Here is a 25,772-nt window from a genome sequence, read left to right as displayed (position 1 = left end):
CTCAGCTCGGGCAGCCGTCGGGTGTGCTGGACGACAGCGTCTTGGCCGGATCGCACATGTGCACCTGGCCGCCCAGGTTCACGACTACGCGCAGAGGGCGGTCGGCCGAAGTCATCGTGATGTTGTAGGTGGGCGTCGAGCTCAGGCTGCAGGTGGCGCCCGCGACGCCGGTGCTGCTGTTGGCCGCCAGCCGGCCCAGCGGGCTGAAGCAGATGGCAGCCGGCCCGCTGATGTTCACGCCCGCGCCGGCAACGGTCAGCACGCCGGCTTCGACGAAGGTGGCGATGCCTGCCGTGTCCAGCGTCGACGACGCGACGAAGTTGATCGACCAGTTGCTGCCGTTGGCCGTGGCGGTCAGGCTGGTCTTCGGGGCGGTGTCGTTGGTCAGCGAGAACACGGCCGTGCGGCTGCGGCGAACCGCCTCGGCCTGTGCCTGGCGCAGGCCGTTCTGCAGCACATCGCTCACCGTGCGCACGCGGGTGTTGGCGATCCATGCGAATACCGCCGGCATCGCCAGCGCCATGAGCACGGCCATCACCGCCAGCGTCACCGCGAGCTCGATCAGCGTGAAGCCCCTGGCCGGCGCGGCGCGCTTCATCAGCAGGCCCCCCGCTTCGACACCCAGTCGGTGCTGCAGGTCGTCCAGCCCGTGGGCACGCCGACCGTCGCGCGGTTGTTGGCCTGGTCGACGGTGAACACGAAGCCCACGGTGCTGTCGCTGCCCGTGGCCACCAGCGTGTAGCTGGTGGCGGTCACGGCGCCGTACGTGCCGTCGCACGATAGCGTGAAGGTGCCCGACATGCGCAGCGTGGACGACACCAGGCATGGCGAGGTGTAGCTGCCGGTGGACAGGTAGGTGCGGTTGTCCTGGAAGTAGCGCTCCATGTTCGCGCGCATCGTCGACAGGCCGTTGGTGGCGTCGACGATGCGCCCGCGCAGCACGTAGTCGCGGTACGAGGGATAGGCGATGGCCGCGAGGATCGCGACGATGGCCACGGTCACCATCAGCTCGATCAGGGTGAAGCCGCGCGTTCGCGCGCGAAGCCCGTGAGGCTTCTTCTGCAGCCGTTTCATGTCGGTTCTTCTCCTCATGTGCCGGAAGCAATCAGAAGCTTCCTGGACGCCGAGTCGAACATGCAATTTGGGAGAAAGCTGGCTGATGCGTTGTGGTTTGTGTGCGCTGCTGCGCGCTGCATCCGAGGTTCCTCCGACTTTGTCCCCGAGCATTCCGCCTGCATCGGATCGACCGATGTTCAGGAGAAGTGATCGATGATGTTGAAGAAGAAGTTGCAGCCCTTCGTGCTGGCGTTCCTGGTGGGCTGTTCAGCCACCGCGCTGGCGGCGTCGACGGCCACCGAAAGCGGCACCGGCAACTCAGGCGGCAACGCGGCAGTCGATGCCGCGCTGAAGACTTGCGCGGCCAGCGTGGCCAAGGATGCCGGCGGCGGCCCCGACCAGACGGCGATGACTGCCTGCATGACCAAGGCGGGCTTCACCAAGCCCGTGCAAGGCGGCGAGCGGCGGCCGCCGCCTGCTGGCGCCGCGCCTGGGAAATGACGGCGCGGCAGCCGGTGGCGCGATGCTCTTCGTTCAGTGCGCGGCCGATGTCTGCAGCGACGGCATCCGCCCCGCCTCGAGCGCCAGCGGCACCCGAACCTGCGCAAGCAGCCCGTGCGAGCCTGACCTGAGCACCACATCGCCGCCGTGCGCACGCGCGATGGAGCGGCACACGGCCAGGCCGAGGCCGCTGCCTGGCGCGCTCGAAGAGCGGGCGCGCGCCGTGCGATAGAACGGCTTGAACACATGCTCCAGCTCACTCGCGGGCAGCCCCGGCCCGCGGTCGCCGATCTCGACCACGGCGTCGTGCCCGTCGATGAGCAGGCGCACGCGCGCCAGGTGCCCGTACTTGACGGCGTTCTCGATCAGGTTGTCGAGCACGCGCCGCATGCCGATCGGGTCGACCTCCACCTGCGCGCGCTCGACGCGCCGGAGCTGAACGTCCTTGCCGACGAACACGGCCTGCTCGACCACGTCCTCGACCAGGCTCGCGAGGTCCATGCGTTCGCGCGCGCCCACCACCGAAGCATCGCGGATGAAGCTGAGCACGGAGCCGATCATCAACTCCATCTCCTGGACGTCCTCGAGCATGCCGCTGCGCACGTCGTCGGGCACGTCCTCGATGCGAAAGCGCAGCCGCGTGAGGGGCGTGCGCAGGTCGTGGCTGATGGCGCCGATCATTACCGTGCGGTCGTCGACGAAGCTGCGCAGCCGCGCCTGCATGCGGTTGAAGGCTTGTGCGGCGCGGCCGATCTCGGCGGGGCCCTCCAGTGCCAGCACCGGCGCCGACGGGTCGCGGCCCAACTGGTCGGCCGCGCGCGCGAAGCCGGCGATCGGCCGCACCAACCGGCGCGAGAACAGCCAGCACGCCGGGGCGACGATGGCCGCCGCGATCAGGAACCACAGCAGCACGCGGCGCTGCCAGGCATTCGGAAAGGACTCGGGTGTCGGCTGCACCACCACCCAGCTGCCTTCGGGCGTATACGCCGCGGCGATGAAGTCGCCCTCGACGAACGGCGCGGGCGCGAGCCCGAAGAGCCCGCGCGCGACGGGGCGCTCGATGTCGGCGGTTGCAACGGGCGGCGAGCCGGTGCTTTCGGGCGCACGGGGTGGCTCGGCGCGAACGGGCGGCGGCGGGGTTGCCGGCGGGGGCGCCGCCGGGGCCGTGCCGGTCGAAGGCGGTCGCGCGGCGGGCTCGGCAGGCTGTTGCGATGGCGTGGGTGTGTGCGCAACGGGCGCCTCGGCCTTTGCAGGCGCCTCGCGGTGCGGCGGACTCACGACGGCTGGCGGCAGGCCTCGCGTGGTGCTGCCCGGCTGCGCGAAAGAGGGCGCGGGGCCGGGCGGTGCAGCGGGCGAAGGCCCCGGGGGCGCTGAAGGCGGCGCTGCTGCGCCTGGCGCGCCCGCCGTGTTGGGCGCTGCCGATCCGGGCGACGGCGGCGGCGGCGAACTGGCGGCATCGGGAGGGGCGCCTGCGGGCGCGCCCGCCGATGAACTGCCTGGTGGGCTTCCAGCCGTGGGTGGGGGAGCGGCTGGCGCATTGCCGGCCGGGGGATTCGTCGCGGCGCTGGGCGGCGGCTGCGGAGCGCCGGCCGTGTTTCCGCCCGGACTTGGACCCGGGCCGAAGCCGCCGCCAAAGCCGCCCCCACCCCCACCGCCCGGAAATCCCATTCCGCCCCCCGGGCCGCCGGGTCCGCCTGGGCCCCTTCCCTGGACTCGCAAGAAGCCTGCTCCGGCGAACGTGCCAGCGATGCGGCGCGGCGCGGATTGCGCAGCGTCACGCCCTTCTCCTGCCGCGGCAACCGGACCCGTGGTGCCCGCGAACGGCAGCGGCGTGAAGAAGTACAGCCGCACCTCGGCCACGTCGCGCCCTAGCAGCTGCGCCAGGTCGCGCCGAGAGCGTTCGGATGTCAGCCAGCCCTGCCCCTTGGGCTGGGGCGCGTTCACCTGCAGCGAGCGTTGAAGCAGCTTCGCATTGCGGCCCTGGGCGTTGCGGCCCGACAGCATGTGCGCGATCTCGCCCAGCTCCCATTGGCGTTGGGGTTGCGGCGGCAGCAGCACGGTGAGTGCCAGCGTCACGGCCTGCGCAACGACCAGTCCGCCCAGCAGCAGGCCCATGATTTGCCACGCCAGCGGCGGGCCCGGCCAGCGGCGTGCGGTACCTCGGGAGTTCATGCGCCGATGCTGGCACGGACGGGATGCGGTGTCACGCCAGCGTGGCTCGATCTTTGCGTTCCCATTTTTTCTCCCAGCTTTCAGGCGCCGAGTTTGTGAACCGGATGTTGCGGCCGGATTTCACTGCATTGCAATTCATTTCATCGTCTGTGAGGCTTCGGACCAAGGCGGTGTCCGACCTATGATCCGCTACCCGATCCGCCGTAACGTGAACTACCTGTCCACCCGAATCCTCATCGTCGACGATGACGCCGGCATCCGCAGCCTGGTGGCGTCCTTCCTGGAAAAGCACGGCTTCCAGGTCGACGCGGCCGGCCACCCGGCAGAGATGCGCGAGCGGCTCGCGCAGGCCGAGTACGCGCTGATCGTGCTCGACGTGATGATGCCCGGCGAAGACGGGCTGAGCGCGCTGCGCGAGCTGCAGCGCATCGGCGGGCCACCCGTCATCATGCTGTCGGCCGTGGGCACCGACATCGACCGCATCGTGGGCCTGGAGATCGGCGCGGAAGACTACCTTGCCAAGCCCTGCAATCCGCGCGAGCTGCTGGCACGCATCCGCACCGTGCTGCGCCGCACTGCGCATGCGGCCGTCCCCGGGGCGCAGGCCGTGCCGTCGGCGCCGGCCTCCGGCGCGGCCGAGGCGCAACCCAAGGTGCTGTACTTCGCGGGCTGGCGCATGGACTTCGAGGCCTGGCAGCTGCACGACCCGCAAGACCGGCCGGTGGACCTCTCCGACGGCGAGTTCCGCCTGCTGCGCGCGCTGGTGCAGCATCCGCGGCGGGTGCTCACGCGCGACCAGCTGGTGCAGTACGCGCTGGGCACGGAAAGCGATTCGTACGACCGCGCGATCGACGTGCAGATCAGCCGCCTGCGCCGCAAGCTGGCGCAGGGCGAGGTGCGCGCCGACCTGATCCGCACCGTGCGCAACGAGGGCTACATGTTCGTGCCCGCCGTCACACGCACGCGCGAGGCCTGAGCCCGCAGGCCCCGCTGCGGCAGCCGGGCCGCAACACGGTGAAATCCGCGGGCAATGCGGCGGGCTCAATCTCGGGGCTTCGCATTCATCACCTTGACCGACCCATGACATTGTTCGACTGGCTGTGTGACTGGCGCACCCTGAGCGTGCTGGCCGTGGGTGACGTCGTGCTGCTGGCGATGTTCCTGGCCTGGGATGCCAGGCGCCTGGCGTTTCTGGCACGGCGATGCGGCACCAGGCATGAGCTGCCGCTGGCGAAGCGTCTTCATGTCAATCCCGAAGACCGTGGCGTGTTCACTCGGGAGTCGCCTGGATCCGGGACCTGAGCTCGAGCTTGCTATAGGTGCACAGCGTCTCGGCGAGCATGGCCAGCATGTGGCGGGCCGCGCGCGGATCCAGCACGGCGCCGCCGTTCGTCAATGCGCGCAGTGCGTAGGCGATCTCGGCGTCTTCCGCCTCGCTCATCAGGTAGCCCGTTGCGCCCGAGGCGAACGCGCAGAGCACCCGTTCCTGGTCGTCCGTGTCCGACATGGCGACGATCTGGGCACGCGGCAGCCTCGCGCATACATCGGCGATCAGCGATGCACCGTCGCCGATCGGATAAAGCTGCATGTCGACGAACACCAGGTCGAAGGACAGCGCGGCCAGCATTTCCTCGGCTTCCGCGCGCGTGGACACGAGCACCACGCGCCGCCCCGGTGCGAGCATGCCGAGAATGCGCCGCATGCGGCTCGCGACGGTGGGGTCGCTCTCCACGACCAGTGCACCGAAGAACGGCTTTGGCTGGAGCACTCGCGAGGCGGCATCAAGGAACTTGGGATCGAACACGGATGTGCTTTCCTTGCTGAAGTGGACGCCGTATGCGCGCGGGCGCCCTAGAGCATCGCCTTCGAATGCCCGAGGCGGCCGGGCGCGTGCTTGCGCTTGCAGCTGCCGTTGCGCGGCGCCTCGTTGCCGGTGGCCGTGATCGGCGCGAGGGTCGATCGGCTGTAGTTGCCCGGGGTACCGGCTTCGTGCGCGGCGCACGTCTCGCCGGCGGCCACGAAGATGCCGAGCGCCAGCGCGCCGAAGGCCACCAGGCCCATAAGACACGATGTCCTGAAGGATCTGCCGAGCTGCGGCATGGCGACGAAGGCGGGCTGCGTCTTGTTCCATCGTGCTTGCATCTCGAACTCCGGGGGATGGCCATTTGCATGCGCCCACGCCGGCAGGCTGCTGAAGCGCAGCGCGTGCGATGCGTCGTTCGAGTTGCGATGCCGGGGACTGTTCATGGCCGGTATCGTGAGCTTCAAAACAGGAGAAAAATTGGACGGCGGCGCTCGATGGTGGCCGCGTGCTTCAGGGGCCCGCGCGGCGCGGTCCATGCGGCCAGTCGCCGCTCAGGAGCAGGCCCAGCCCCGTCGCACGCAGCGCGGCCGAGATCGGGTCGACGAAGAAGCCGCCGACGTAGGTCGACGATGTGGGAAAGACCTCGGAATGCGAGGCCATGGGCGCCGGCCGAGGTGATGCGGGCGCAGGCGCCGGCACGCCGTCGAGGGCGGCGGCTGGCATCTCGATCCACGCGCCGGGCGGGTCCGCGGTGAGCATCATGTACTCGGCCCCTTCGAACTCGCAGACCAGCGCGTACTTGCCGCCTGGAAGCCATGTGCTCGACACCACGCGGGCCTGCGGCGCGGCACTCGCCGTGCTGCCGAACGCAACGCACAGGCACAGCGCGCCAGTGGCCGCGGCGATGCGATGGAGCAGCGGCTTCAATTGCATGAGGGCCTAGAAATCCAGCTTGGCGCTCAGGCTGAAGGTGCGCGGGTCGCCGGGCTTGATGTAGTTGTCGTACTGGTATTCCCAGTAGCGCCGGTTCGCCACGTTGTTGATGGCCGCGCGGAAGGTGGTGTTGCGCCCGGCGATGCGCGTCGTGTAGCTCGCGCCGATGTTGGCGATGGTGTAGCCGGGCAGGCTCAGCTGGTTCGACGCATTGAGCATCGTGCCGCCCGTGTACTTCATGTCGGCCGACAGCTTGAGGCCGGGCACCCGCGCCACCTCGTAAGACACCTGCGCGGTCGCCACCAGCTTCGGCGCACCCGCCACGCGGTTGCCGACGTAGTTGCTGCCGCGTTCGTACGAGCTGTCGAGCAGCATCAGGTTGCCGCCGATCTGCCATTGCGAGCCCAGCCGCGTGGAGGCGCCGAGTTCCAGGCCCTGGTAGATCGATTGGCCGTCCTGCACCAGCACGTTGGCGCTGTTGGCGTACTCGGCGCCGCGCTCGATGCGGAACAGCGCGGCCGTGGCGCTCCAGCGCTCGCGTTCGGTCTTCAGGCCCAGTTCGTACTGCTTGCTCTTCAGCGGCTTGAGCAGCTCCCCGTTGTTGGCGTAGAGAGTGCCCACCGTGCTGCCGGCCTCCAGCGACTCGACGTAGCTGGTGTACAGCGTGGTGTCGGGCGCGGGCTTGAACATCAGCGCCAGCGTGGGCGTGACCACGCCGCTCTTGCGATAGCTCGAGGTCTGCGCTCCCGTGGTGCCGTAGCCGTTCTGTTCGTAGGTGGTGCTGCGCAGGCCGGCCAGCACCGACCACTTCTCCGACAGCTTCATCGTGTCGCTCGCGAACACCGCGCGCTGCGCGATGTCGCTGTTGCGGTAGGTCGTGAAGTCGGTGGCGCTGGCGTAGCTGTTGGTGTTCTGCCCGAAGATGCTGCCGGTGCCAATCAGCTGGTAGATGCTGTTGCTGCTGTAGTAGTTGACCTGCTTCTGCCACGATGCACCCAGCGTCACCTGGTGCTCGAGGCCGCCGGTGCGCAGCTTGCCCGTGGCCATGGCCTGCCACTGGTTGAAGCGATGGCCTTCCGCGCTGTCGGAGCGGTAGTCGTTGTAGCTGCCGCCGGCGTCCTGTAGGTAGGCGATGCCTTCGTTGCGGCGGCGCGTGGCGCTGCTGTGGCTGTAGCTGGTGCTCAGCGCCCAGTCGGGCGACAGCTGGTACTGCAGGCCGGTCGAGTAGAGCCTGAAGTCCGTGGCCAGGTGCTGCCCCGCGCCCACGAGTCCCTGGTTGTCGGCGTCGATGGTCCGGGGCAGCTGCGTGCCCGTGTAGCTGCCCGTGAAGATCGACGGCGTCTGGCCGGTGGAGTTGCGCTTCTGGTAGAGCGAGTCGAAGGTCCAGGTGAGCTTGTCGGTGAGCTTCGCGTCGAGCCCGAGCGACATCGAGTTGCGCCGCACGTTGCCATCGTTGTAGGTCTTGCCTTCCTCGTGCGTGGCGTTGAGCCGGTAGCCGAAGCGGCCGTCGGCGCCGAAGCGCCCGCCCAGGTCGACGTGCTCGCTCCAGATGCCGGCGGTCTTGTAGCCGACCTCGATGCTGCGCACCGGCTCGTCGGTCGGCTTCTTCGTCACGTAGTTGACGATGCCGCCCGGCGCGCCGAAGCCGTACATGAAGCCCGACGATCCCTTGAGCAGTTCGATCTGCTCGAAGTGCTCGTAGGGCAGGGTGATGGCGTAGCTGAGAAAGGGCTGGCCGTTGATGCGGTAGCCGTTCTGCCAGTCCAGCGGCAAGCCCCGCACCGTGATGTAGCTGGCCCAAGCGCTGTAGGCGCCGCTGTTGTCGCTCACCGAGGCGTCGAGCGCGAACACGTCGCCCAGCTTCGACACCTGGCGCTCGGCCATGTCCTCGCCGCGCACCACGGTGGTGGAGAAGGGCGTTTCCAGTTGCGAGCGCGCACCGAGCGCGCCGCTACTCACCTTGGCGCCGAGATGCTGCGGCGTGTCGTCCTGCGATTCGGCCGTGACCGTCACGGTCGGCAGCGATGCGGATTCCTTACCCTGCGCCTCCTGTGCATGCGCGCGGCCCACCTGGGCGGCGGCCCACAGCACCAGCAGTGTGGCGCGTGCGGGCGGGCCGAATGTGCTGCGCCTGTATGAAATCGGAGAGGGGTGCGCGACGATGGCGGCGGTGTTCTGGCGTCCAGAGCTCAACGTTGACTCACTTTGTAAATAAGAATTATTCTCATTTTAAAGACGAATCTGGCAGAAATCTTGAAGGCCGGCCCTGCTGCCGGGAGTGGCTTCTTCCCTTCAGTGCCCGTTGCCCGGCGACGGCGCCAGCCCGCGCTGCTTCAGGAAGTCGTAGAGGCTGACAGCGAGCACCTGCGCAATGGGAATCGGCAGCGTGACACGCAACACCGCGGCCCGCTGCACCGGGCACCGGTCGGAACTGTGGTCGACGCGGCTGGCGTCGAAGGTGATGTGGACGCAGCCCGCGTTGACCCAGTAGCCCGAGACTTCGTCCGCGAACACCTGCGGGGCGTGCAGGTCGTCGATGTAGGTGGCTTGCGGAGGCTGGGACATGGCGGCTCGGGAGATGCGGGAGCCCCGATGATCCGCATCAATCTGGTAGGAAAAATGGTCCCGCGCCCTCAGACGATCCGCACCGACAGCTCCGGCAGCCGGTCGATGTGGATCTCGATCAGGTCACCGCGCACCACCGGCCCGACGTTCTCCGGCGTGCCCGAGTAGATGATGTCGCCCGGCCTCAACTCGAAGGCCTGCGACAGCCGGCTGATCTGCTCGGCCACCGACCAGATCATGTGCCTGAGCGTGGCGTTCTGCTTCGTCTGCCCGTTCACCTTGAGCCAGATCGCGCCATCGGTGAAGTGCCCGACCTTCGCCACCGGGTGGATCGGCCCGACGGGTGCCGAGTGGTCGAAGCTCTTGCCGATTTCCCAAGGCTTCTTCTGGTCGCCCATCTCTCGCTGCAGGTCGCGGCGCGTCATGTCGAGGCCCAGCGAATAGCCGTACACGTGGTCCAGCGCCGAACTCGCCGGGATGTTGCGCCCGCCCTTGCCCAGCGTCACCACCAGCTCCACTTCGTAGTGGTAGTTCTTCGTGAGCGTGGGGTAGGGGTGGTCGGCCACCACGCCGGGCGTCACGACCTGGATCGCGTCGGCCGGCTTCTGGAAGAAGAAGGGCGGCTCGCGGCTCGGGTCCGAACCCATCTCGCGCGCATGCGCCTCGTAGTTGCGGCCGATGCAGTAGATGCGGCGCACCGGAAAGACCTGCTCGCTGCCGGCGATTGGGATGGCCGATGCGGCGACGTCGAACGGTGTCGAGGGCGCGCGGCCTGCGCCTGCGGGCAATGCACAGCCGGCGATGGCGCCCGTGGCCATGGCGGCGTAACCGGCCAGCAGGCCGCGACGGGAAGTGATCATGAGCGTCTCCTTGGTTTTATGGAATGCAGGTGCCGTGCCTTCACGGTCGATCGATTCTGGGATGGCGAACCGGCGCGCGACCGTCCGCATCTACGCAAAAACAGGACAGAACCCACTCCACCGCATGGCGTCCCGGCGCAGCGGTGGTTCATGGCGCCGAGAAGGGCGGCAAGCGCCTCCGGATCGTCTGCGCCTTCACGATGGATGTATTGGTCTCGGCCTTGTTCGCGATGTGGTCGAGAATGCCGTCGAGCTGGTCGAGCGATTGCAGGAAGAGCCGCGCGACGAAGCAGTCTTCGCCCGTGACCTTGTCGCACTCGCAGAACTCGGGCGTGCCCTCGATCAGCTTCTGCACCGCCTGCAGCTGCCCGGGCAGCGGGCGGATGCGCACGATGGCCTGGAACTGGTAGCCGAGCGCCTTCGGATTCACATCCAGCGTATAGCCCCGGATCACGTCGCGCTCCTCGAGCCGGCGCAGCCGCTCGGACACGCTGGGCGACGACAGCCCCACGCGGTGGGCCAACTCCTTCAGGGACATCCGCGCATCGGCCGCGAGGGCCTGCACGATGGCTTCGTCTGTTGCGTCGAGCATTTTCCGATCTCCGGTGATGAATGAGTGTTGACGGCTTTTTTTCAAAGGCCAATGGCGGCTGTTGCCTTATTAAAAGCATATCCAATCCACGCTGGACGTGGCACGCTTGCTCCTTCTTTTCTACCGTTCGAAACCGAGACATGCAGACGCAGTTGCGCGGCGCGCTGGAGATGAGCGTGGCCATGGTGATTTCCGGAACCATCGGATGGTTCGTCGTGCGCTCGGGCCAGCCATTGCCCGACCTGCTGTTCTGGCGCTGCGTGTTCGGCGCGGCGACGCTGCTGGTCGTGTGTCTCGCGCTGGGCCTGCTGCGGCGCGGCCTGACGCTGCGCAGCTTTGCTCTGGCTGCATTCGGCGGCGTGGCGCTGGTCGTCAACTGGGTGCTGATCTTCGCGGCCTTCTCGCATGCGTCGATCTCGATCGCCACGGCGGTCTACAACACGCAGCCCTTCATGCTGGTCGCGCTCGGCGCGCTGCTGCTGTCGGAGCGGCTGACCGCGATGAAGGCAATCTGGCTGTGCATCGCATTCGCCGGCGTGGTGCTGGTGGCGCAGGCCAAGTCCGGCGGTGGTGCCGACGGTTCCTCTTACTTGATCGGCGTGCTCATGGCGCTGGGCGCGGCCTTCTGCTACGCGGTGGCCGCCATCGTCGCGAAGAAGCTCGACGGCATCGCGCCGCACCTCATCGCACTGATCCAGGTCTGCGTGGGCATCTTGCTGCTCGCACCCTTCGCGCACCTGAAGGCGCTGCCCGCCGACGCCGCCACCTGGGGCGTGCACCTGACGATGGGCGTGGTCTACACGGGGCTGGTGTTCGTGCTGCTGTACGGCGCGCTGCAGAAGCTCTCGACGCCGGTGGCGGGCGCGCTGTCGTTCATCTATCCGCTGGTGGCCATTGGCGTCGACTACGCCGCCTTCGGCCAGCGGCTGGGCGCGCTGCAGCTGGTGGGCGCGGCGGCCATTTTGATCGCGGCGGCGGGCATGACCTTCGGATGGACCCTGCCGGGCCTGCCGCGGCGATTGCCAGCTGCCGAAGAGCGCTGAACCGGGAAGCCGCCGCGACGCCGCTAGCTGGCGCCTTGTTGGCGCCGTCCCAGTGCGAACACCGAGTTCGGCGCGTCGACGACAAAAGGCTTGCGCGTGGCCGGCTGGCCGGACGGCGTGCGCCGGCTGTCGCTGCGTGCCGCGGCCTGCACGCCCTTGGCCTTCTGCTCGTCGACAAGGCTTTGCAGCGAGATCGACCTGAGGAACTCGACCGCCCGCAGGTTCACGGTGGCCCAGAGCTCGTCGATTTCGCAGCGGCCGACCTCGCCCGGCGCGTCGGCGTTGCGCCGGCGGGAAGATTCCGCATCGTGTTCCTCGATCGAGAGGACGATGTCGGCCACGGAAATCTCCGTCGCCTTGCGGCTGAGCGAATAGCCGCCGCCCGGGCCACGGGTCGATTCGACGAGGTCGGCGCGGCGCAGCTTGCCGAACAGCAGCTCCAGGTAGGACAGCGACACGCGCTGGCGCAGGCTGATCGAGGCCAGCGTGACGGGGCCCGAACGGCCGTGCAGTGCGATGTCGATCATCGCGGTGACCGCGAAGCGGCCCTTGGTGGTGAGGCGCATGCCAGTTCTCCTTTTCGGGGGATTACTCGTCGCGGCCGCCAGCGATGCCCAGCAGGGCCAGCAGCGACTGGAAGACGTTGTAGATGCTGAGATACACACCGAGCGTGGCGGAGATGTAGTTGGTTTCCAGGCCGTCCTTCACGCGCTTGAGGTCGTGCAGGATGAAGGCCGAGAAGATGCCGATGGCCAGGACCGACAGCGTCATCATCAGCGCGCTCGACTGGATGAAGAAGTTGGCGATGCCCGCCACCAGCAGCCCGATCGCGCCGATGAAGAGCCACTTGCCCATGGAAGACAGGTCGCGCTTGATGACCGACGACAGCGTGGCCATGCCGAAGAAGATCGCGCCGGTGCCGGCGAACGCCGTCATCACCAGGCTCGCGCCGTTGGCCAGGCCGAGCACCGAGCCGACCAGGCGCGACAGCATCAGTCCCATGAAGAAGGTGAAGGCCAGCAGCACCGGCACGCCGGCGGCCGATTCCTTGGTCTTCTCGATGGCGTACATGAAGCCGAAGGCGCCGCCGAGGAACACCATCAGGCCGACGCCCGGCGACATCGCGCGCGACAAGCCGGTGGCAACGCCGATCCAGGCGCCGAGAACGGTGGGCACCATCGACAGCGCGAGCAGCCAGTAGGTGTTGCGCAGGACGCGGTTGCGCTCCTGCGGCGATGCGAGGGGCAGACCGATGCTGTCGTGATAGGCGGTAGGGCTGTTGTTCATTGCGTGGATTCCTTGAAGCTGGACCTGTTGCCGGCTGCGCGCAATGGCGCGTGCAGTGGCGGCGCAGGGCCTGAAAATGAGAGGTGTCGTTGCCGCGATGCGGGTACCGCATGGGGGCGGCCCCGGATCGCAAGGGCGGGAGCCGTGGCGGCTCCCGGTCGCGCAGGCTTTGGGGGCCTAGGCGACGAAGGCAGCGGCCCGGGGTGGCCGCTTGGGTCGCGCGAGGAATGGCGAGACGGTGGTGGTCAGGCCGAGCTTCGGCGGCTGTTCCGTGAAGCGCAGCAGTGCGGGGGCGTCGTTGCGCGCGTTGACCAGCTCGGCGTGTTCGGCGCCGGCTTCGTCGAGGGAAAGGGCATCGTCCGACGCCTCATCGGCAGCGCCTGCCGGAGCGTCGGAGAGGGCCACGCTGACGACCAGCGTGGCGGCCTGCGGCTCCCCGTGCGAATGGCCGGCACCGATCATGCTGTGCGCAAGCACGGCAAAGCCGTAGCAGGACAACATGATGGAGAGGACAGCAGCGGCAAACCAGCGGGACATGTAGGGGCAATTTTACCTGCCGCGGTTTGCGGCGCTCGCCACGGGGGTTTCAACCGACCGGATCGCATGGATGTTCGTCAGGCTGGCGCGGCCGCGGTTTCGCTGCCTTCGGACTGCAGCCATTCGCGTGCGTGGGTGCGCAGGGCGTCGATCTGCAGCCAGATCAGGCCGAGTTCGGTGTGAAGGGTTCGCGCCTGCGGGTCGTTGCTGGTGGCGACGGCCTGCGCCAGTGCGGCCCGAGCCGCCGGCTCCGCGGCGGCATCGCCCGGCGCCTCGATCAGGCCCTTTTCCAGCCCGGCCGCCAGCCCTTCGAGGGCCGCGATCGCTCCTTCGGCCGCCGTTTGCAGCAGTGCCATCTGCGCCGAGTCGGGCAGCGCCGCACGGTGGGCGCCCAGGGCCGAGAGGTAGCTCAGCAGCGTGTGCGAGCGGATCAGAAAGCGCAGCGCCACCCCCGCGCGCGGCCGCACGTAGCCCGGCTCGCGGAACATGTCCGACACCGCCGTGGACAGCGCCGCGTCCGCGTTGTGGTCGTTGCGCCGCGCCAGCCGGTAGTCGAGGTGGTCGCGCGCGCCGGTGCGGTACTGGCCGACGATCTGCCGCAGGTAGCCGGCATGGCCGCGCATCGCGGCCGCGGCCAGCTCGTTGATGCGCCGCGCCTGCCAGTGCGGCAGCACCAGCAGCACGGCCAGCCCGGCGATCGCGCTGCCGATCGCGGTGTCGACCAGCCGCGGCACCAGCAGCACGCCGCTGTCGCCGACCTGGTTGAAGCACATCAGCACCAGCAGCGTCATCGATGCGGTGGCCAGCAGGTAGCGCGTGGCGCGGGTCGCGAAGAACAGCACGCCGGCCGCCACCGCGATCACCGACTGCACCAGCGGCTGCGGAAACAGCTGCAGCAGCGCCCATCCGGCCACCACGCCGAGCGCGGTGCCGGCGATGCGCTGCCCCATGCGCGAAATGGTGTCGCCGTAGGTCTGCTGGCAGACGAACAGCGTGGTCAGCAGGATCCAGTAGCCCTGCGCCGGGTGAATGGCCCGCATCACCCCGTAGCCCGCAACCAGCGCGATCGACAGCCGCAGCGCGTGGCGAAACAGCGCAGAGCGCGTGGTGAGCTGCCGCCGCACGCGCTCGACCGCATCGCGCCACGAGCGTGGCGAGCGGTCGAACAGGCCCATCTCGGTGCGGCCCGCGCGCGCCGACGGCTGGCTGGCACCCGAGAGCTGGCCGTCGAGCAGCGCGAGGTTGCGCGCCAGCGCCTCGACCGATGCCAGCAGCGCCAGCCGCGCGGGCGTGTCGGCCCGCGCGCGCTCGTGCTCGATGGCACTGCGCAGGTCGGCCAGCGCCTGCACGGTCTCGGGACCGACCTCGAAGGGCTCGCGCCGCGCGATCGAGTCGGCCAGCCGCTGGCAGGCCAGCCCCTGCAGGCCCAGCACGCGCTGGCAGCGGTAGAGCAGGTCGCTGTGGAAGAAGGCATCGGCCAGCGCGTTGTAGTCGTCGTGCGAGGAGCTGGCGCGCTCGTGCACGTCCTGCGCGATCAGGTAGAGCCCGCGGTAGCGCGAGAGGCGCCCGGTCGGGGCGCGCGCGCCGATGCGCAGGAAGATGCTTTCCTTCGCGGCGTTGAGCTCCGCCACCACCTCGGCATTGAGCTGCGCGAGCGCGAGCCGCTTGCGCTCGATGTCGATGCCGCGCAGCGGCTCGAACAGCGAAGCCTTGAAGCGCACGAAGTTGCCCAGCACCGTGAACAGCGTCACCAGCCGCGCCTGCACGGGCTGCGCCGGAAAGGCCGCGCACCACAGCACCGAGAACACGCCGTACCAGGCCGCGCCGGCCAACAGCAGCAGGGGCTCGCGCCCGCGCTGCACCACGCCGTGCGAGCCCAGGTTCTCGATGCCGAGCGTGGCGTACATCGCGAGGATCAGCGTCGCGTATGCGATCGCCTTGTAGCGCGCTCCCACCGCACCGAGCATCGTGAGGCAGAAGGCCGCGAGCGCCAGCCCGGCGATGAACAGCAGCGGAAGGCTGAACGCCGCCTCGACCGCGAACGCGATGGCGGCGAAGCAGCCCAGCGTGACCACCTGCGCGCGCAGCCGGCCGCGCCAGCTGTCATCGGTCTCGGCGAGCGCGCTGGCGATGGCGCCGAGGAACAGCGGGATCACCGCATCGGGATGGCCGGTCCAGGCGCAGCCCGCCATGAGGCTGCCGAGGGTGAGAAGGATGCGCACGGGCTGCGCGCGGGAAGCGAAGGACCGCAGCCGCTGGCGCAGCGCGTCGGGAGACAGGGGAGGCATGGGCGCCGATCTTGCACGATGCGTGCCACCGTCATGCGGCTAGGAGGCCGGTAGGCTGCGCAGGAAGCCGTGGCGCAGAGCGATCCACCTGGCCTGGCCGTCGTCAGCTGCTGGGCCGGCGCCGAGGCCCGCGAGCACCATCCGGTCTTCGACCTGCAGGAACTGGCGGGACGGCGCGCCGCCGGTGCCGGGCAGCACGCGCAACTTGGCATCGCCGAGATCGATCTGCTCGCCCGGTGCGGGCGATGCGGTGGATGCATCGGGCCAGGCCTCGCGCAAGGCGCGCGTCTCTTCTTCGGTCGTTGCCTGCGTCGACAGGAGCCATCGCACCCGGCCAGGTGCCGCCGCGACGAGGGCCGCGAGGTGCCCGGGGCTCGCGGGCAGCGCGTCGATCAGTGCGCAATCGCCGCCCGCGATGCCCACGAAATAGCTGTGCGTCAGCGCGCCCGATGCATCGGCCTCGCCCGTGACCCGCAAGACCCGCGCCGACAGCCGCATCACCAGACCGGCCTCGTGCGCATAACGGCCGCCGCCCTTGCCATCCGGATCGACGTGCCCGACTTCCTCGTACGCCGGCTCTTCCATGTTCACCGGCCGCCGGCCCGCCGGACCGTCCGCCAGCCGCGGCATGACGCGCGGGATGTGCGCCAGGCCGCGCGCATGGGCCATGAGCTCGGCTGTGCTTGCGAACTGCGCGAGCTGTTCGAGGATGCGGCGCGTCACGTTCATCAGCTTGAGCCCGCGCGCGGGCGCCACGGCCTCGGCCGGCCGCAGCCACATGTGCTCGACCGTCTCGCGCCCGTCGGGCCGCACGTTTTGCGCCTCTGGCATCGGCGCGAGAAAGAAGCGCGTGTCGAAGCGGCGCGGCATGCCCGGCGGCGTGAGCCAGTGGCTGAAGTAGGCGAGCCGGTCGGCCGCGAGCTGCCAGCCGTGCCGGTCGCACAGCGAAATCAGCGCGTCGGTGCCTTGCTCGGCCTCGTCGCGCATGGCGGCGAGTTGCGCGGGCGGCAGCTTGTCGAGCGCCACCGGCCGGCCCGTGCCGTCGGTCGCGAACAGCACGCCGGCTTCCTCGAAGCATTCGCGGATCGCGGCCGCGTAGTAGTCGAGGCCGCCCTCCGGCACCGCGAGGCGTTCGCTCGCGGCGCTGTCGTCCAGGCCGCCGCAGTGCCCGTGCAGGCTGCGGTCGTGGGCGTCGATCACGCCGCCCGGGAACACGCTGGCGCCGCTGTTCTGGTCGTCGGCCTTCTCGGCCCGCCGCAGCATCAGTACCTCGAGCCCATGGCTGCCGTCGCGCAGGACGATGAGGGTGGCGGCCGAGCGCACGGGGCGCGGCGAAGCGGGGCGTGGCGTGGCGTCGGAGGTGCTGGCGGTCATGCGCACATTGTCGCGCCGGCGGCTGCTGCGAAGGCGACAGCACAGGCCCTCGGCTGTCGCATGAACGACCGTGCGAAACACCATGCGCCGCGTACCTTCAATGCACATCGACTGTTGAAGGACGCACCATGCATTTCGAATTCACCCCCCGGGCGATCGCGCTGCGCGACGAGCTGCTCAAGTTCATGGACGAGTTCGTCTACCCGAACGAGAAACGCCGCGAGGAAGAGCTGGCCGCCAACGCCCGCGCCGGCCGCCCCTATGCCGAACTGCCGATGATGGCCGGCCTCAAGGCCAAGGCGCGCGAGCGCGGGCTGTGGAACCTGTTCCTGCCCGAGGCCGAGCATGGCCCCGGCCTCACCAACGTCGAGTACGCGCCGCTGTGCGAGATCATGGGCCGGCGCTACTGGTGCGCGGAAATCTTCAACTGTTCCGCACCCGACACCGGCAACATGGAAGTGCTGGCCCGCTACGGCACCAAGGCGCAGCAGGAGCGTTGGCTCACGCCGCTGCTCGCGGGTGAGATCCGCTCGTCGTTCGCGATGACCGAGCCTGAAGTCGCATCGAGCGACGCCACCAACATCCGCTGCAGCATTCGCCGCGAAGGCAACGAGTACGTCATCAACGGCCGCAAGTGGTACATCACCGGCGCGATGAACGAGCGCTGCGAGATCTTCATTCTGATGGGCAAGACCGACCCCGACAACGCCGACCGCCACAGGCAGCAGTCGATGATCCTCGTGCCGAAGAACACGCCGGGCATCACCATCGTGCGCGACATGCAGCTGCTCGGCATGTACGACCCGCCGTTCGGCCACCCCGAGATCGTGTTCGACAACGTGCGCGTGCCGGCGGAGAACATCCTGCTCGGCGAAGGCCGCGGCTTCGAGATCGCGCAGGGCCGCCTCGGCCCCGGGCGCATCCACCATTGCATGCGCGCCATCGGCATGGCCGAGTCCGCGCTCGAGATGATGTGCCGGCGCCTCGTGTCGCGCACCGCCTTCCACAAGCCGCTGTCGGAGCAGGGCGTGTGGCGCGAGCGCGTTGCCGAGTCGCGCATGCTCATCGAGCAGTCGCGCTGGATGGTGCTCAACGCGGCCTACCGCATGGACACCGTGGGCAACAAGGTCGCCGCCAAGGAGATCGCGATGATCAAGGTGCTCACGCCCAACAACTGCGTGAAGGTGATCGACTGGGCGATGCAGGCCTTCGGCGCGATGGGCCTGAGCCAGGACACGCTGCTCACCCACTTCTACGCCTACGAGCGCCACCTGCGCGTGGCCGACGGCCCCGACGAGGTGCACCGCAACGCGATTGCGAAGCAGGAGCTGGCGGCCTACCAGTAAGAAGAGGAGGAGCGCGAAAGGCGCTCAGCGCGCGGCGTCGGCCGGCGCCTCCCACGCGAAGCCGACGCCGTACACCGACCGGATCCAGTCGTATTCGGGCGTCACCGCGCCGAGCTTGCGGCGCAGGTTCTTCACGTGGCTGTCGATGGCGCGTTCCGTCACGTCCACCGTGTCGTCGTAGGCCAGCTCCAGCAGGCGGGCGCGCGAGAAGATGCGCCCCGGATGCCGCGACAGCACCTGCAGCAGCCCGAATTCGCGCCGCGTGAGGTTCAGCGGCGTGCCTTCGAGCGACGCGCGCCAGTGCACGTCGTCGAGCACCAGCCCCGGCGCCTCGCTCTGCGACGCCGAGCCCTGCAGGCCCGGTGCGGTGCGCCGCAGCACGGCGCGCACGCGCGCCACCAGTTCGCGCGGCGAGAAAGGCTTGCACACGTAGTCGTCGGCGCCCAGCTCCAGGCCCAGCAGCCGGTCGACCTCCTCGATGCGCGCGGTCAGCATGATGATCGGGTGCGCCGTGTGCTCGCGCGCGCGGCGCAGCACCTCGATGCCGTCGAGCCGCGGCAGCATGATGTCGAGCAGCGTGAGGTCGGGCGGCGTGGCGACGATGCTTTCCAGCGCGCTGTGCCCGTCGGTGAAGTGCTCGGTTTCGTAGCCCGCGTGGCGCAGGTAGTCCTGCACCACCGAGGCGATGTCGATTTCGTCTTCGACGATGACGATGCGTGTCATGACGGTGCCGCCAATGGAAGTGTGATGGTCACGCGCAGCCCGCCCAAGGGCGAGGCCGACGCGTCGATGGTGCCGCCGTGCGCCTCGATGGTCGCGCGGCAGATCGAGAGACCGAGCCCGGAGCCGCCGTGTTCGCGGCTGCGCGAGCTCTCGCCGCGGAACAGGCGGTCGAACAAGCGCGGCAGCTCGGCCTCGGGTACGCCGGGCGCGCTGTCATCGAACAGCAGGGTGAGGCAGTTGCCGGTCCATGCGCCTTCGACCGTGACGTCGATGCGCAGCGTGCCGCCGTCGTTGGTGTAGGCCAGCGTGTTCTCCAGCAGGTTCATGAAGACCTGGTGCAGCCGGTGCGCGTCGCCGTCGATGGTCGGCTGCGCGGAGGCGCCGATGAGGTCGATGGCGCGCCGGTCCACCGCGATGGCGCGCCTGGCGAAGCGGTCGCGCGTGTGGTCGAGCGCCTCCTTCAGCAGCGACAGCGGGAACACCGTGGTAGTGAGCAGGTCGCTCTGCGGTTCACGCATGCTGCTGCGCAGGTCGTCGACCAGCTGGCCGAGGCGGATCACCTGCCGGTGCAGCCGCAGCGCGGTGCGTTCGTCGAAGGTGCGAACGCCGTCCTGCAGCGCCTCGATCTCGGCACGCATGGCCGCCAGCGGCGTGCGCAGCTCGTGCGCCGCGTCGGCCAGCCAGGCGCGGCGCGAGGCTTCCACCGTGTCGAGGCGCTGCGCCATGTCGTTGAAGGTCCGCCCGAGCAGCGCCAGCTCGTCCGAGCCCTGCACCGCGACGCGGGTGGACAGCCGCCCGCGCGCCAGGTCCTGCGCAGCCTGCGTGAGCTCGTCGATGGGCCTGAACCAGCGGCGCGCCAGCAACCACGACAGCATCAGCGCGAAGCCGAGGCCGCACAGGCCGGTGAGCACGATCACGCCCGACCGCCGGGCGACGAAGGCGCGGTCGGCTTCGCTCTCGAGGCCCCGCATCGGCGTGAGCGCGAGGTAGCCGATGACCGTCCGGTCGCGCCGGATCGGCGTGCGCGCGGCGTTTTCCAGATCGACGTTGGCGCCCACCACGCGCGCGCCGTGCGCGTCGAGCACGGCCAGCCGCTGGAAGATGGAGTCCGGCATCTCGCGCAGATCCGGGAAGGGCCACGGCGGCGGCATGGCCGGCCCCCGGCGCGGCAACAGGTCGAGTTGCTGCGGCGGCAGGGGCGGCGGGCCGCCGTCGGCGCCGTTGTCGGGCGGGGCATCGCCGCGCATGGCGCGGTGTTCGTACCAGGGGGCAACCGCCGCTCGTCTGCGTTGCCGTTGCCCGCGGCGCCGTCGAGCACGGCAGCCAGCCGGCCCATCTGCAGGCGGCGCCAGGCGTCGTCGTTGTCGTGCAGGCTCTTCCAGTCGCCATTGGCGACGTAGTGCTTCAGCAGCAGCTGCGAGAGCCAGTCCATGCGCCGGATCTCGATCTCGGCCACGTAGGAGCCCAGGCCGCGCTGCAGCGCAATGATCGAGAGGCCCGCGAAGCTGATCAGCAGCACGATCAACAAGGCGGCCAGCGCCAGGAAGATCTTTCTGGAAAGGGTCAGGTGAGGCATGGGCTCGGGGAAGGCATGGCCGCATTCTGCGACATGCACTGCGGGCAGGCGTTGGGGGGCTTCATGGGCAAGCGGTTGATCATCGGGGTCGAATGTGGAGGAAATTGGGAGAGAGGTTCTCCCACATTTCTCCCGAATCGAGCCGCACGATGGAGCCCATGAGCCCTCGCATGGACCTGCCGCTGCTGCTGGCGATCACGGTGTTTTTCTGGCTGGTCGCGCAGGCATGGACGCTGCTCGTCTTTTGGGCGGAAGAAGGCGCCACGCGGCCCTCGGCGCCCGTCGCGCCGCGTCCTGGGCCGATCAGGAAGGATAAGAAGCCATGACACCCCCCGATTCACAACTTCCCCTCGGGCGCCGCGGCCTGCTGGCCGCCCTCGGTGCGGCGGGCCTTTCGGCATCGGCACGCCCGGCGCCGGCCGCGCAGCGCCGGTTGCCGCTGACCGCGCAGACCACCGAGGGACCGTACTACCTCGACCTTGCGTTGGACCGCAGCGACATCACCGAAGGGCTTGAAGGCGTGCCGCTGGACGTGCGCTTCACCGTGTGCGACACCGCCGGCCGGCCGCTGCCGAAGCTGCGCGTGGACCTGTGGCACTGCGACATGCAGGGGCGCTACTCGGGCTTCGGCGAGCAGGGCGACGACCGTGCGCAGTCGTTCGAGGGCAAGACCTTCCTGCGCGGCAGCCAGCGCACCGACCGCGAAGGCATCGTCTCCTTCGGCACCGTGTACCCGGGCTGGTATGCGGGCCGCACCACGCACATCCATTTCAAGGTGATCAATGGCGCGCATGTCGTGCTCACCTCGCAGTTCTTTCTGCCCGATGCGCTGAGCGAGTTTCTCTATACGCAGGTGCCGCTGTACCAGCGTGCGCGAATGCGCGACACGCTGAACAGCGTCGACGGCATCGCGCTGAAGGCCGGCGGGACGGTGCTTGGTGCGGTGCGCGAGGAGCGTCAGCGCTATGTTGCCACGCTTGCGCTGGTGGTGGACCCGGCGGCGGTCCCGGTGATCGACCGGCCTCCGAGGCCGGGCGGTCTGCCCCCGGGTAGCCCATTTCCCGGTTCGACGCCGCTCCCTGGTGCCCGTCCACCGCGGCCCCGCGCTCTGGAAGGCTCCGCGCGCATCCGCGCGATGGTGCCGCCGCGCGCCGAAGGCTGAGCCTCGCCAGCCACATGCGCACGCGGAGTCGCGACGGCGCGCCGCCTCAGGCCGGCCGCTCCGCGAAGCAGAAGCCCACGCCATAGACCGAGCGGATCCAGTCGTGCGACGGCACGGCGTCAGCGAGCTTCCTGCGCAGGTTCTTGATGTGCCCGTCGACCGCGCGCTCGTTCACGTCGAACGCTTCCGGAAAGGCCGCTTCGAGCAGCTTGGAGCGCGTGAACACCCGGCCGGGGTCGCGCGAAAGCGCACGCAACAGCAACAGCTCGCGGCGCGTCGGCCTCAGCGCGCGCCCTTCCAGGCAGGCGTTGCCGCGCGGGTCGTCGAAGCGCACCGCGGCCGAGGGCATGGCGGCTTCGCGCCACTGCGCGTGCCGGCGCAGCACCGTGTGGATGCGCGCCACCACCTCGCGCGGCGAGAAGGGCTTGCAGACATAGTCGTCGGCGCCCAGGTCGAGCGCCAGCAGCCGGTCAGCCTCCTGCGTGCGCGCCGTCAGCATGATGATCGGGTGGTTGCCGTGCGAGCGCACCTTCTCCAGCACCTGGATGCCGTCGATGCGCGGCAGCACCACGTCGAGCAGGGTGAGCGCCGGCGGCGCGCTCAGGATGCGCTCCAGCGCCGCCGCGCCGTCTTCGATCTGCTCGACCTCATGGCCCGCGCCCTGCAGGTGGCCCAGCAGCAGCGGCGCGCTGTCGCGCCCGTCTTCCACCAGCAGGATGCGGCTCATGCTCAGGACCCTGGTGCTCAGAAGGAGGTTCCGATCTGGAACTGGAAGCGCTGCGTGCGGTCGGCCGCGATGCCGTTGGCGGTGTCGGCCTTCTGGTAGAGCAGCGGCACCGCATAGGCCAGCCGCAGCGGGCCCAGCGGGGAGATCCAGCTGATGCCGATGCCGGCGGAGGCTCGCAGGCGGTTCTGCGCCTTCCATTGCGCGTCCGTCATGCTGGCGGTGCGGTCGGCGAACACGTTGCCTGCATCGAAGAAGCTGTACAGGCGCAGCGTCTTGTCGTTGCCCGCGCCCGGGAAGGGCGTGCTGAACTCCATGTTGAAGATCGCCTTGCGCGTGCCGCCGAGCGCGCCGCCCGTGACCGAGTCGACCGGGCCGAGCGAGTTCTGCTCGAAACCGCGGATCGAGCCCAGGCCGCCGGCGTAGAAGTTCTTGAAGATCGGGTAGGTGCTGCTGCCCAGCGCGCGCGCATAGCCTAGCTGGCCGTTGATGGCCAGCGTGTACTGCTTCGACAGCGGGAAGTACTGCTGGTACTGGTAGTTGGTCTTCAGGTAGCGCAGTTCGCTGCCCACGCCCATTTCGAGGTTGGCGCTCTGCAGCTTGCCGCGCGTGGGGACCAACGCGCTGTCGCGGTCGTCGCGCGACCAGCCCAGCGTGGCCGGGATACCCACCACGCTCGAATTGGCGCAGGTCACGCTCGGCACGGTGCCCGTGCACTTGAAGTAGTCGAGGTACGCCTGCGGCGTGGCGGTGTAGACATAGGAGCCGTTGACCAGCGTGTAGGTGCCGTTGGTGCCGGGCGTGAACGACCAGCGCTCCAGGCCGATGCCGAGGAACACGGTGTCCTGCTCGCCCACCGGGAAGCCGAAGCGGACCGAGCCGCCATCGCTCGCGAGCTTGTAGTTGCCATCAGCCTCGTAGTAGGGCCGCGTGGTGGTGTGGAATACGTTCAGCGTGCGCGAGATGCCGTCCTTGGTGAAGTACGGATCGGTGGCCGTGAGCGAGATGGTGCGGTTGTACGAACTGGTGTTCACGCTCAGCCCCAGGTAGTTGCCGCTGCCGAACACGTTCTCCTGCGTGATGCCGAAAGTCAGCGAGATCTTGTCGGTCGACGAGTAGCCCGCGCCCAGCTGCAGCGAGCCGGTGGGTTTCTCGGTCACGTTTACCACCAGGTCGACCTGGTCGGGCGAGCCGGGCACGTCGACGGTGTCGACGTTCACCTCGGTGAAAAAGCCCAGGCGGTCGACCCGGTCGCGCGAGGCGCGGATCTTGTTGCCGTCGTACCAGGCGCCTTCGTACTGGCGAAACTCGCGGCGGATCACCTCGTCGCGCGTGCGGGCGTTGCCGCCGATGTTGATGCGGCGCACATACGCGCGCCGCGAGGCCTCGGCCTTCAGCACCAGCGTGACGCGGTTGTTCGTGCGGTCGATCTCGGGCTCGGCCTTTACGCGCGCGAAGGCGTAGCCGAAGGTGCCGAAGTAGTCGGTGAAGGCCTTGGTGGTGGCCGCCACGTCCTCGCCGTTGTAGGGCTTGCCGGGGCGGATGGTGACCAGGGTCTTGAACTCGTCCTCGTGGCCCATGTAGTCGCCCGCGAGCTTCACGCCGGCCACCACGAACTTCTCGCCCTCGGTGATGTTGATCGTGAGGGTCAGCGTCTGCCGGTCGGGCGAAATGGCGACCTGCGTCGACTCGATGCGGAACTCCAGGTAGCCGCGCGTGATGTAGTAAGAGCGCAGCGTCTCCAGGTCGCCGTTGAACTTGGTGCGCGAGTACTGGTTGGACTTCGTGTACCAGTCGAGCCAGCCGCCCGTGTCCTGGTCGAACAGATCGAGCAGTGTGCTCTCGCTGAAATCCTTGTTGCCGACCACGTGCACTTCCTTGATGCGCGCGCTCTCGCCCTCGGTCACGGTGAAGGTGATGTTCACGCGGTTCCTCTCCAGCGGCGTGACGGTGGTGACGACCTGCGCGTTGTAGAGGCTGCGGCTGATGTACTGCCGCTTGAGCTCCTGCTCGGCGCGGTCGGTCAGCGCCTTGTCGTAGGCCTGGCCTTCGGCGAGGCCGACCTCGCGCAGCGCCTTCTGCAGTGCGGCCTTGTCGAACTCCTTGGTGCCCACGAAGTCGACATCGGCGATCGAGGGGCGTTCTTCCACGATCACCACCAGCACGCTGCCGTTGACGTCGATGCGCACGTCCTTGAAGAGGCCGAGTTTGAAAAGCTCACGGATGGCGGCGCTGCCGCGTTCGTCGCTGTAGGTATCGCCGGTGCGCAGGCCCATGGTGGCGAAAACGGTGCCGGGTTCGACGCGCTGCAGGCCTTCGAGGCGGATGTCCTTGACGGTGAACGGCTCGACGGCCCAGGCGGGGAAAGCGGCGAGCGAGGCGAGCAGCGCGGATGCCGCTGCGAGAGACTTCGGTAAGTGCATCGCCGCATGGTCCTTGCCAATGTCGGAGAAATTTGGGACTTTTCTCCGGCTGCCCCGGGGTGCTCGGGGTCTTTACCTTACTGCAACCCCATGGCGTTTGTGGTCATCCACGCCGGCACGGTTTCGGTGCCGGCAGCCTGGCTGATTTTTTCGCGGCAGTTCTGCAGATGGTCTTCGAGCGACAGGCCGCCCTGTATCTCCAGCAGGCGCTCCACCGTGCGGTCGATACCTTCGGCATCGAGCAGCCGGCAGGTGCGCGCGGTGCGGCCGTTGTTGCGCACGAGGCGCGCGATGTAGGGCAGGTCCCGCTGCGTGATGACGGCGGCCGGCATCACGCCTTCGAGCTCGATCCCTTCGCACGGCAGCAGCACGAAGTACTGCAGCCGCAGGTCGTCAGGCAACAGGCTGCGCAGCTGCGTGGTCTTGCGCCCGCCCTGCCATGCGGGGTCTTTCACCTCGCGAGCGCTCTTGCAGCCGTTCAGGCGCAGGAACCAGCGCGGCGGGGACTGGTCCGATTTCTTGCGATAGACGAAGGCATTGCGCCAGGCCTTGATCTCGAACAGGTAGATGCCGGTCTCGCAGACCAGCACGGCGTCGATGCGCGCGGTGGGCACCGCGTGCCCCTCGGGCATCGGGATGATGAGGTTGCGAAGAATGCGCAGGTAGGAAAAGGCGGGGCTGAATGCGCTGGCGAGTTGCTGCACGCCCAGCGAGGTGGCAATGGTGCTTTGCAAGGCAATGGTCATGGAGGACTCCTTCGGCCATCGAGCATCGCGCGGCTTTGGGGAGACTTCTTGTGCAAGGTG

27 protein-coding genes and 1 pseudogene are annotated in these 25,772 nt (G+C 68.8%); 7 read left to right on the top strand and 21 right to left on the bottom strand.

Annotation, left to right across the window (positions count from 1 at the left end; translation table 11 throughout):
* Position 1: 1 nt before the first annotated feature.
* Both ACEOAB_RS22440 and ACEOAB_RS22435 read right to left on the bottom strand, forming a co-directional pair.
* Complete coding sequence (locus ACEOAB_RS22440; protein WP_413750086.1) at positions 2-598, bottom strand: GspH/FimT family pseudopilin; 597 nt, start codon at positions 596-598, stop codon at positions 2-4.
* A complete protein-coding gene (locus ACEOAB_RS22435) occupies positions 598-1,074 on the bottom strand; it encodes a type IV pilin protein (protein WP_413750087.1) in 477 nt (158 codons plus the stop codon). The genes ACEOAB_RS22440 and ACEOAB_RS22435 overlap by 1 nt, the downstream gene beginning before the upstream one ends.
* A 195-nt stretch (positions 1,075-1,269) precedes the next feature.
* Here ACEOAB_RS22435 and ACEOAB_RS22430 point away from each other — a divergent pair, with 195 nt between their 5' ends.
* A complete protein-coding gene (locus ACEOAB_RS22430) occupies positions 1,270-1,557 on the top strand; it encodes a hypothetical protein (protein WP_056594197.1) in 288 nt (95 codons plus the stop codon).
* A gap of 33 nt (positions 1,558-1,590) precedes the next feature.
* Here the strand turns inward: ACEOAB_RS22430 and ACEOAB_RS22425 are convergent, their stop codons facing one another.
* Entirely contained in the window at positions 1,591-3,729 is a 2,139-nt protein-coding gene (locus ACEOAB_RS22425) for an ATP-binding protein (RefSeq protein ID WP_495653127.1), read from the bottom strand.
* Positions 3,730-3,910: 181 nt separating this feature from the next.
* Between ACEOAB_RS22425 and ACEOAB_RS22420 the strand changes: the two genes are divergently transcribed.
* Together ACEOAB_RS22420 and ACEOAB_RS22415 are read left to right on the top strand one after the other, a co-directional pair.
* Positions 3,911-4,705 carry a response regulator gene (locus tag ACEOAB_RS22420; RefSeq protein ID WP_056594191.1) on the top strand — a complete coding sequence of 265 codons (795 nt, stop codon included), beginning with the start codon at positions 3,911-3,913 and terminating at the stop codon, positions 4,703-4,705.
* Between the two features lie 104 nt (positions 4,706-4,809).
* Entirely contained in the window at positions 4,810-5,031 is a 222-nt protein-coding gene (locus ACEOAB_RS22415) for a hypothetical protein (protein WP_413750159.1), read from the top strand.
* Here ACEOAB_RS22415 and ACEOAB_RS22410 read toward each other — a convergent pair.
* The 7 genes from ACEOAB_RS22410 to ACEOAB_RS22380 form a co-directional block, all read right to left on the bottom strand.
* Complete coding sequence (locus ACEOAB_RS22410) at positions 5,000-5,533, bottom strand: response regulator (protein ID WP_413750160.1); 534 nt, start codon at positions 5,531-5,533, stop codon at positions 5,000-5,002. The two genes, ACEOAB_RS22415 and ACEOAB_RS22410, sit on opposite strands and share 32 nt — an antisense overlap.
* Before the next feature lie 47 nt (positions 5,534-5,580).
* Complete coding sequence (locus ACEOAB_RS22405; protein ID WP_413750161.1) at positions 5,581-5,976, bottom strand: hypothetical protein; 396 nt, start codon at positions 5,974-5,976, stop codon at positions 5,581-5,583.
* Between the two features lie 67 nt (positions 5,977-6,043).
* The gene (locus ACEOAB_RS22400) at positions 6,044-6,466 is read right to left on the bottom strand and encodes a hypothetical protein (RefSeq protein WP_413750162.1); all 423 of its coding nucleotides are present in this window, start codon (positions 6,464-6,466) and stop codon (positions 6,044-6,046) included.
* 6 nt (positions 6,467-6,472) lie between these two features.
* Positions 6,473-8,608 carry a TonB-dependent siderophore receptor gene (locus ACEOAB_RS22395; RefSeq protein ID WP_413750170.1) on the bottom strand — a complete coding sequence of 712 codons (2,136 nt, stop codon included), beginning with the start codon at positions 8,606-8,608 and terminating at the stop codon, positions 6,473-6,475.
* 150 nt (positions 8,609-8,758) lie between these two features.
* On the bottom strand, positions 8,759-9,031 hold the full coding sequence (locus ACEOAB_RS22390) for a hypothetical protein (RefSeq protein WP_056594175.1): 273 nt from the start codon (positions 9,029-9,031) through the stop codon (positions 8,759-8,761).
* Between the two features lie 68 nt (positions 9,032-9,099).
* A complete protein-coding gene (locus ACEOAB_RS22385; protein ID WP_413750164.1) occupies positions 9,100-9,891 on the bottom strand; it encodes a fumarylacetoacetate hydrolase family protein in 792 nt (263 codons plus the stop codon).
* A 148-nt stretch (positions 9,892-10,039) separates the two neighbouring features.
* Positions 10,040-10,483, bottom strand: coding sequence for an Lrp/AsnC family transcriptional regulator (locus tag ACEOAB_RS22380; protein ID WP_056594168.1), 444 nt, complete (start codon positions 10,481-10,483; stop codon positions 10,040-10,042).
* A 140-nt stretch (positions 10,484-10,623) separates the two neighbouring features.
* Here ACEOAB_RS22380 and ACEOAB_RS22375 point away from each other — a divergent pair, with 140 nt between their 5' ends.
* Complete coding sequence (locus tag ACEOAB_RS22375; protein ID WP_413750165.1) at positions 10,624-11,526, top strand: DMT family transporter; 903 nt, start codon at positions 10,624-10,626, stop codon at positions 11,524-11,526.
* A gap of 23 nt (positions 11,527-11,549) precedes the next feature.
* Here ACEOAB_RS22375 and ACEOAB_RS22370 read toward each other — a convergent pair whose 3' ends face one another.
* From ACEOAB_RS22370 to ACEOAB_RS22350, 5 genes are all read right to left on the bottom strand, one after another.
* A complete protein-coding gene (locus tag ACEOAB_RS22370; RefSeq protein ID WP_413750166.1) occupies positions 11,550-12,092 on the bottom strand; it encodes an Rrf2 family transcriptional regulator in 543 nt (180 codons plus the stop codon).
* Positions 12,093-12,114: 22 nt separating this feature from the next.
* Positions 12,115-12,813, bottom strand: coding sequence for a Bax inhibitor-1/YccA family protein (locus ACEOAB_RS22365; RefSeq protein ID WP_413750167.1), 699 nt, complete (start codon positions 12,811-12,813; stop codon positions 12,115-12,117).
* Between the two features lie 177 nt (positions 12,814-12,990).
* Positions 12,991-13,350, bottom strand: a complete 360-nt coding sequence (locus tag ACEOAB_RS22360) for a hypothetical protein (protein WP_495653126.1) — start codon at positions 13,348-13,350, stop codon at positions 12,991-12,993.
* Between the two features lie 77 nt (positions 13,351-13,427).
* Positions 13,428-15,638, bottom strand: coding sequence for a YccS family putative transporter (gene yccS, locus ACEOAB_RS22355; protein WP_495653125.1), 2,211 nt, complete (start codon positions 15,636-15,638; stop codon positions 13,428-13,430).
* 39 nt (positions 15,639-15,677) lie between these two features.
* On the bottom strand, positions 15,678-17,012 hold the full coding sequence (locus ACEOAB_RS22350) for an NUDIX hydrolase (RefSeq protein ID WP_495653124.1): 1,335 nt from the start codon (positions 17,010-17,012) through the stop codon (positions 15,678-15,680).
* 128 nt (positions 17,013-17,140) lie between these two features.
* Between ACEOAB_RS22350 and ACEOAB_RS22345 the strand changes: the two genes are divergently transcribed.
* Complete coding sequence (locus ACEOAB_RS22345; protein WP_413751222.1) at positions 17,141-18,358, top strand: acyl-CoA dehydrogenase family protein; 1,218 nt, start codon at positions 17,141-17,143, stop codon at positions 18,356-18,358.
* A 24-nt stretch (positions 18,359-18,382) separates the two neighbouring features.
* Here the strand turns inward: ACEOAB_RS22345 and ACEOAB_RS22340 are convergent, their stop codons facing one another.
* The 3 genes and pseudogenes from ACEOAB_RS22340 to ACEOAB_RS22330 form a co-directional block, all read right to left on the bottom strand.
* Positions 18,383-19,081, bottom strand: a complete 699-nt coding sequence (locus ACEOAB_RS22340) for a response regulator (RefSeq protein ID WP_056594144.1) — start codon at positions 19,079-19,081, stop codon at positions 18,383-18,385.
* Positions 19,078-20,328 (bottom strand): ATP-binding protein, encoded by a 1,251-nt coding sequence (locus tag ACEOAB_RS22335; protein ID WP_495653123.1) that lies wholly within the window; start codon positions 20,326-20,328, stop codon positions 19,078-19,080. Before ACEOAB_RS22335 ends, ACEOAB_RS22340 begins: the two co-directional genes overlap by 4 nt.
* 77 nt (positions 20,329-20,405) lie before the next feature.
* A pseudogene (locus tag ACEOAB_RS22330) lies at positions 20,406-20,657 on the bottom strand (ATP-binding protein); the annotation flags it as partial.
* A gap of 170 nt (positions 20,658-20,827) precedes the next feature.
* Here ACEOAB_RS22330 and ACEOAB_RS22325 point away from each other — a divergent pair.
* A complete protein-coding gene (locus ACEOAB_RS22325) occupies positions 20,828-20,983 on the top strand; it encodes a hypothetical protein (RefSeq protein ID WP_495653122.1) in 156 nt (51 codons plus the stop codon).
* Complete coding sequence (locus ACEOAB_RS22320; protein ID WP_413750936.1) at positions 20,980-21,819, top strand: intradiol ring-cleavage dioxygenase; 840 nt, start codon at positions 20,980-20,982, stop codon at positions 21,817-21,819. Before ACEOAB_RS22325 ends, ACEOAB_RS22320 begins: the two co-directional genes overlap by 4 nt.
* A 46-nt stretch (positions 21,820-21,865) precedes the next feature.
* Here ACEOAB_RS22320 and ACEOAB_RS22315 read toward each other — a convergent pair whose 3' ends face one another.
* From ACEOAB_RS22315 to ACEOAB_RS22305, 3 genes are all read right to left on the bottom strand, one after another.
* Entirely contained in the window at positions 21,866-22,546 is a 681-nt protein-coding gene (locus ACEOAB_RS22315) for a response regulator (protein WP_495653121.1), read from the bottom strand.
* Between the two features lie 17 nt (positions 22,547-22,563).
* The gene (gene bamA, locus ACEOAB_RS22310) at positions 22,564-24,966 is read right to left on the bottom strand and encodes an outer membrane protein assembly factor BamA (protein ID WP_413750934.1); all 2,403 of its coding nucleotides are present in this window, start codon (positions 24,964-24,966) and stop codon (positions 22,564-22,566) included.
* Positions 24,967-25,043: 77 nt separating this feature from the next.
* Complete coding sequence (locus ACEOAB_RS22305) at positions 25,044-25,712, bottom strand: nuclease-related domain-containing protein (RefSeq protein WP_056594129.1); 669 nt, start codon at positions 25,710-25,712, stop codon at positions 25,044-25,046.
* Positions 25,713-25,772 lie beyond the last annotated feature (60 nt).

It is taken from the genome of Variovorax sp. Varisp53, from assembly GCF_059491555.1.
The sequence above is the reverse complement of the archived record's forward strand: the minus strand, read 5'-3'. Positions and strand labels throughout refer to the sequence as shown.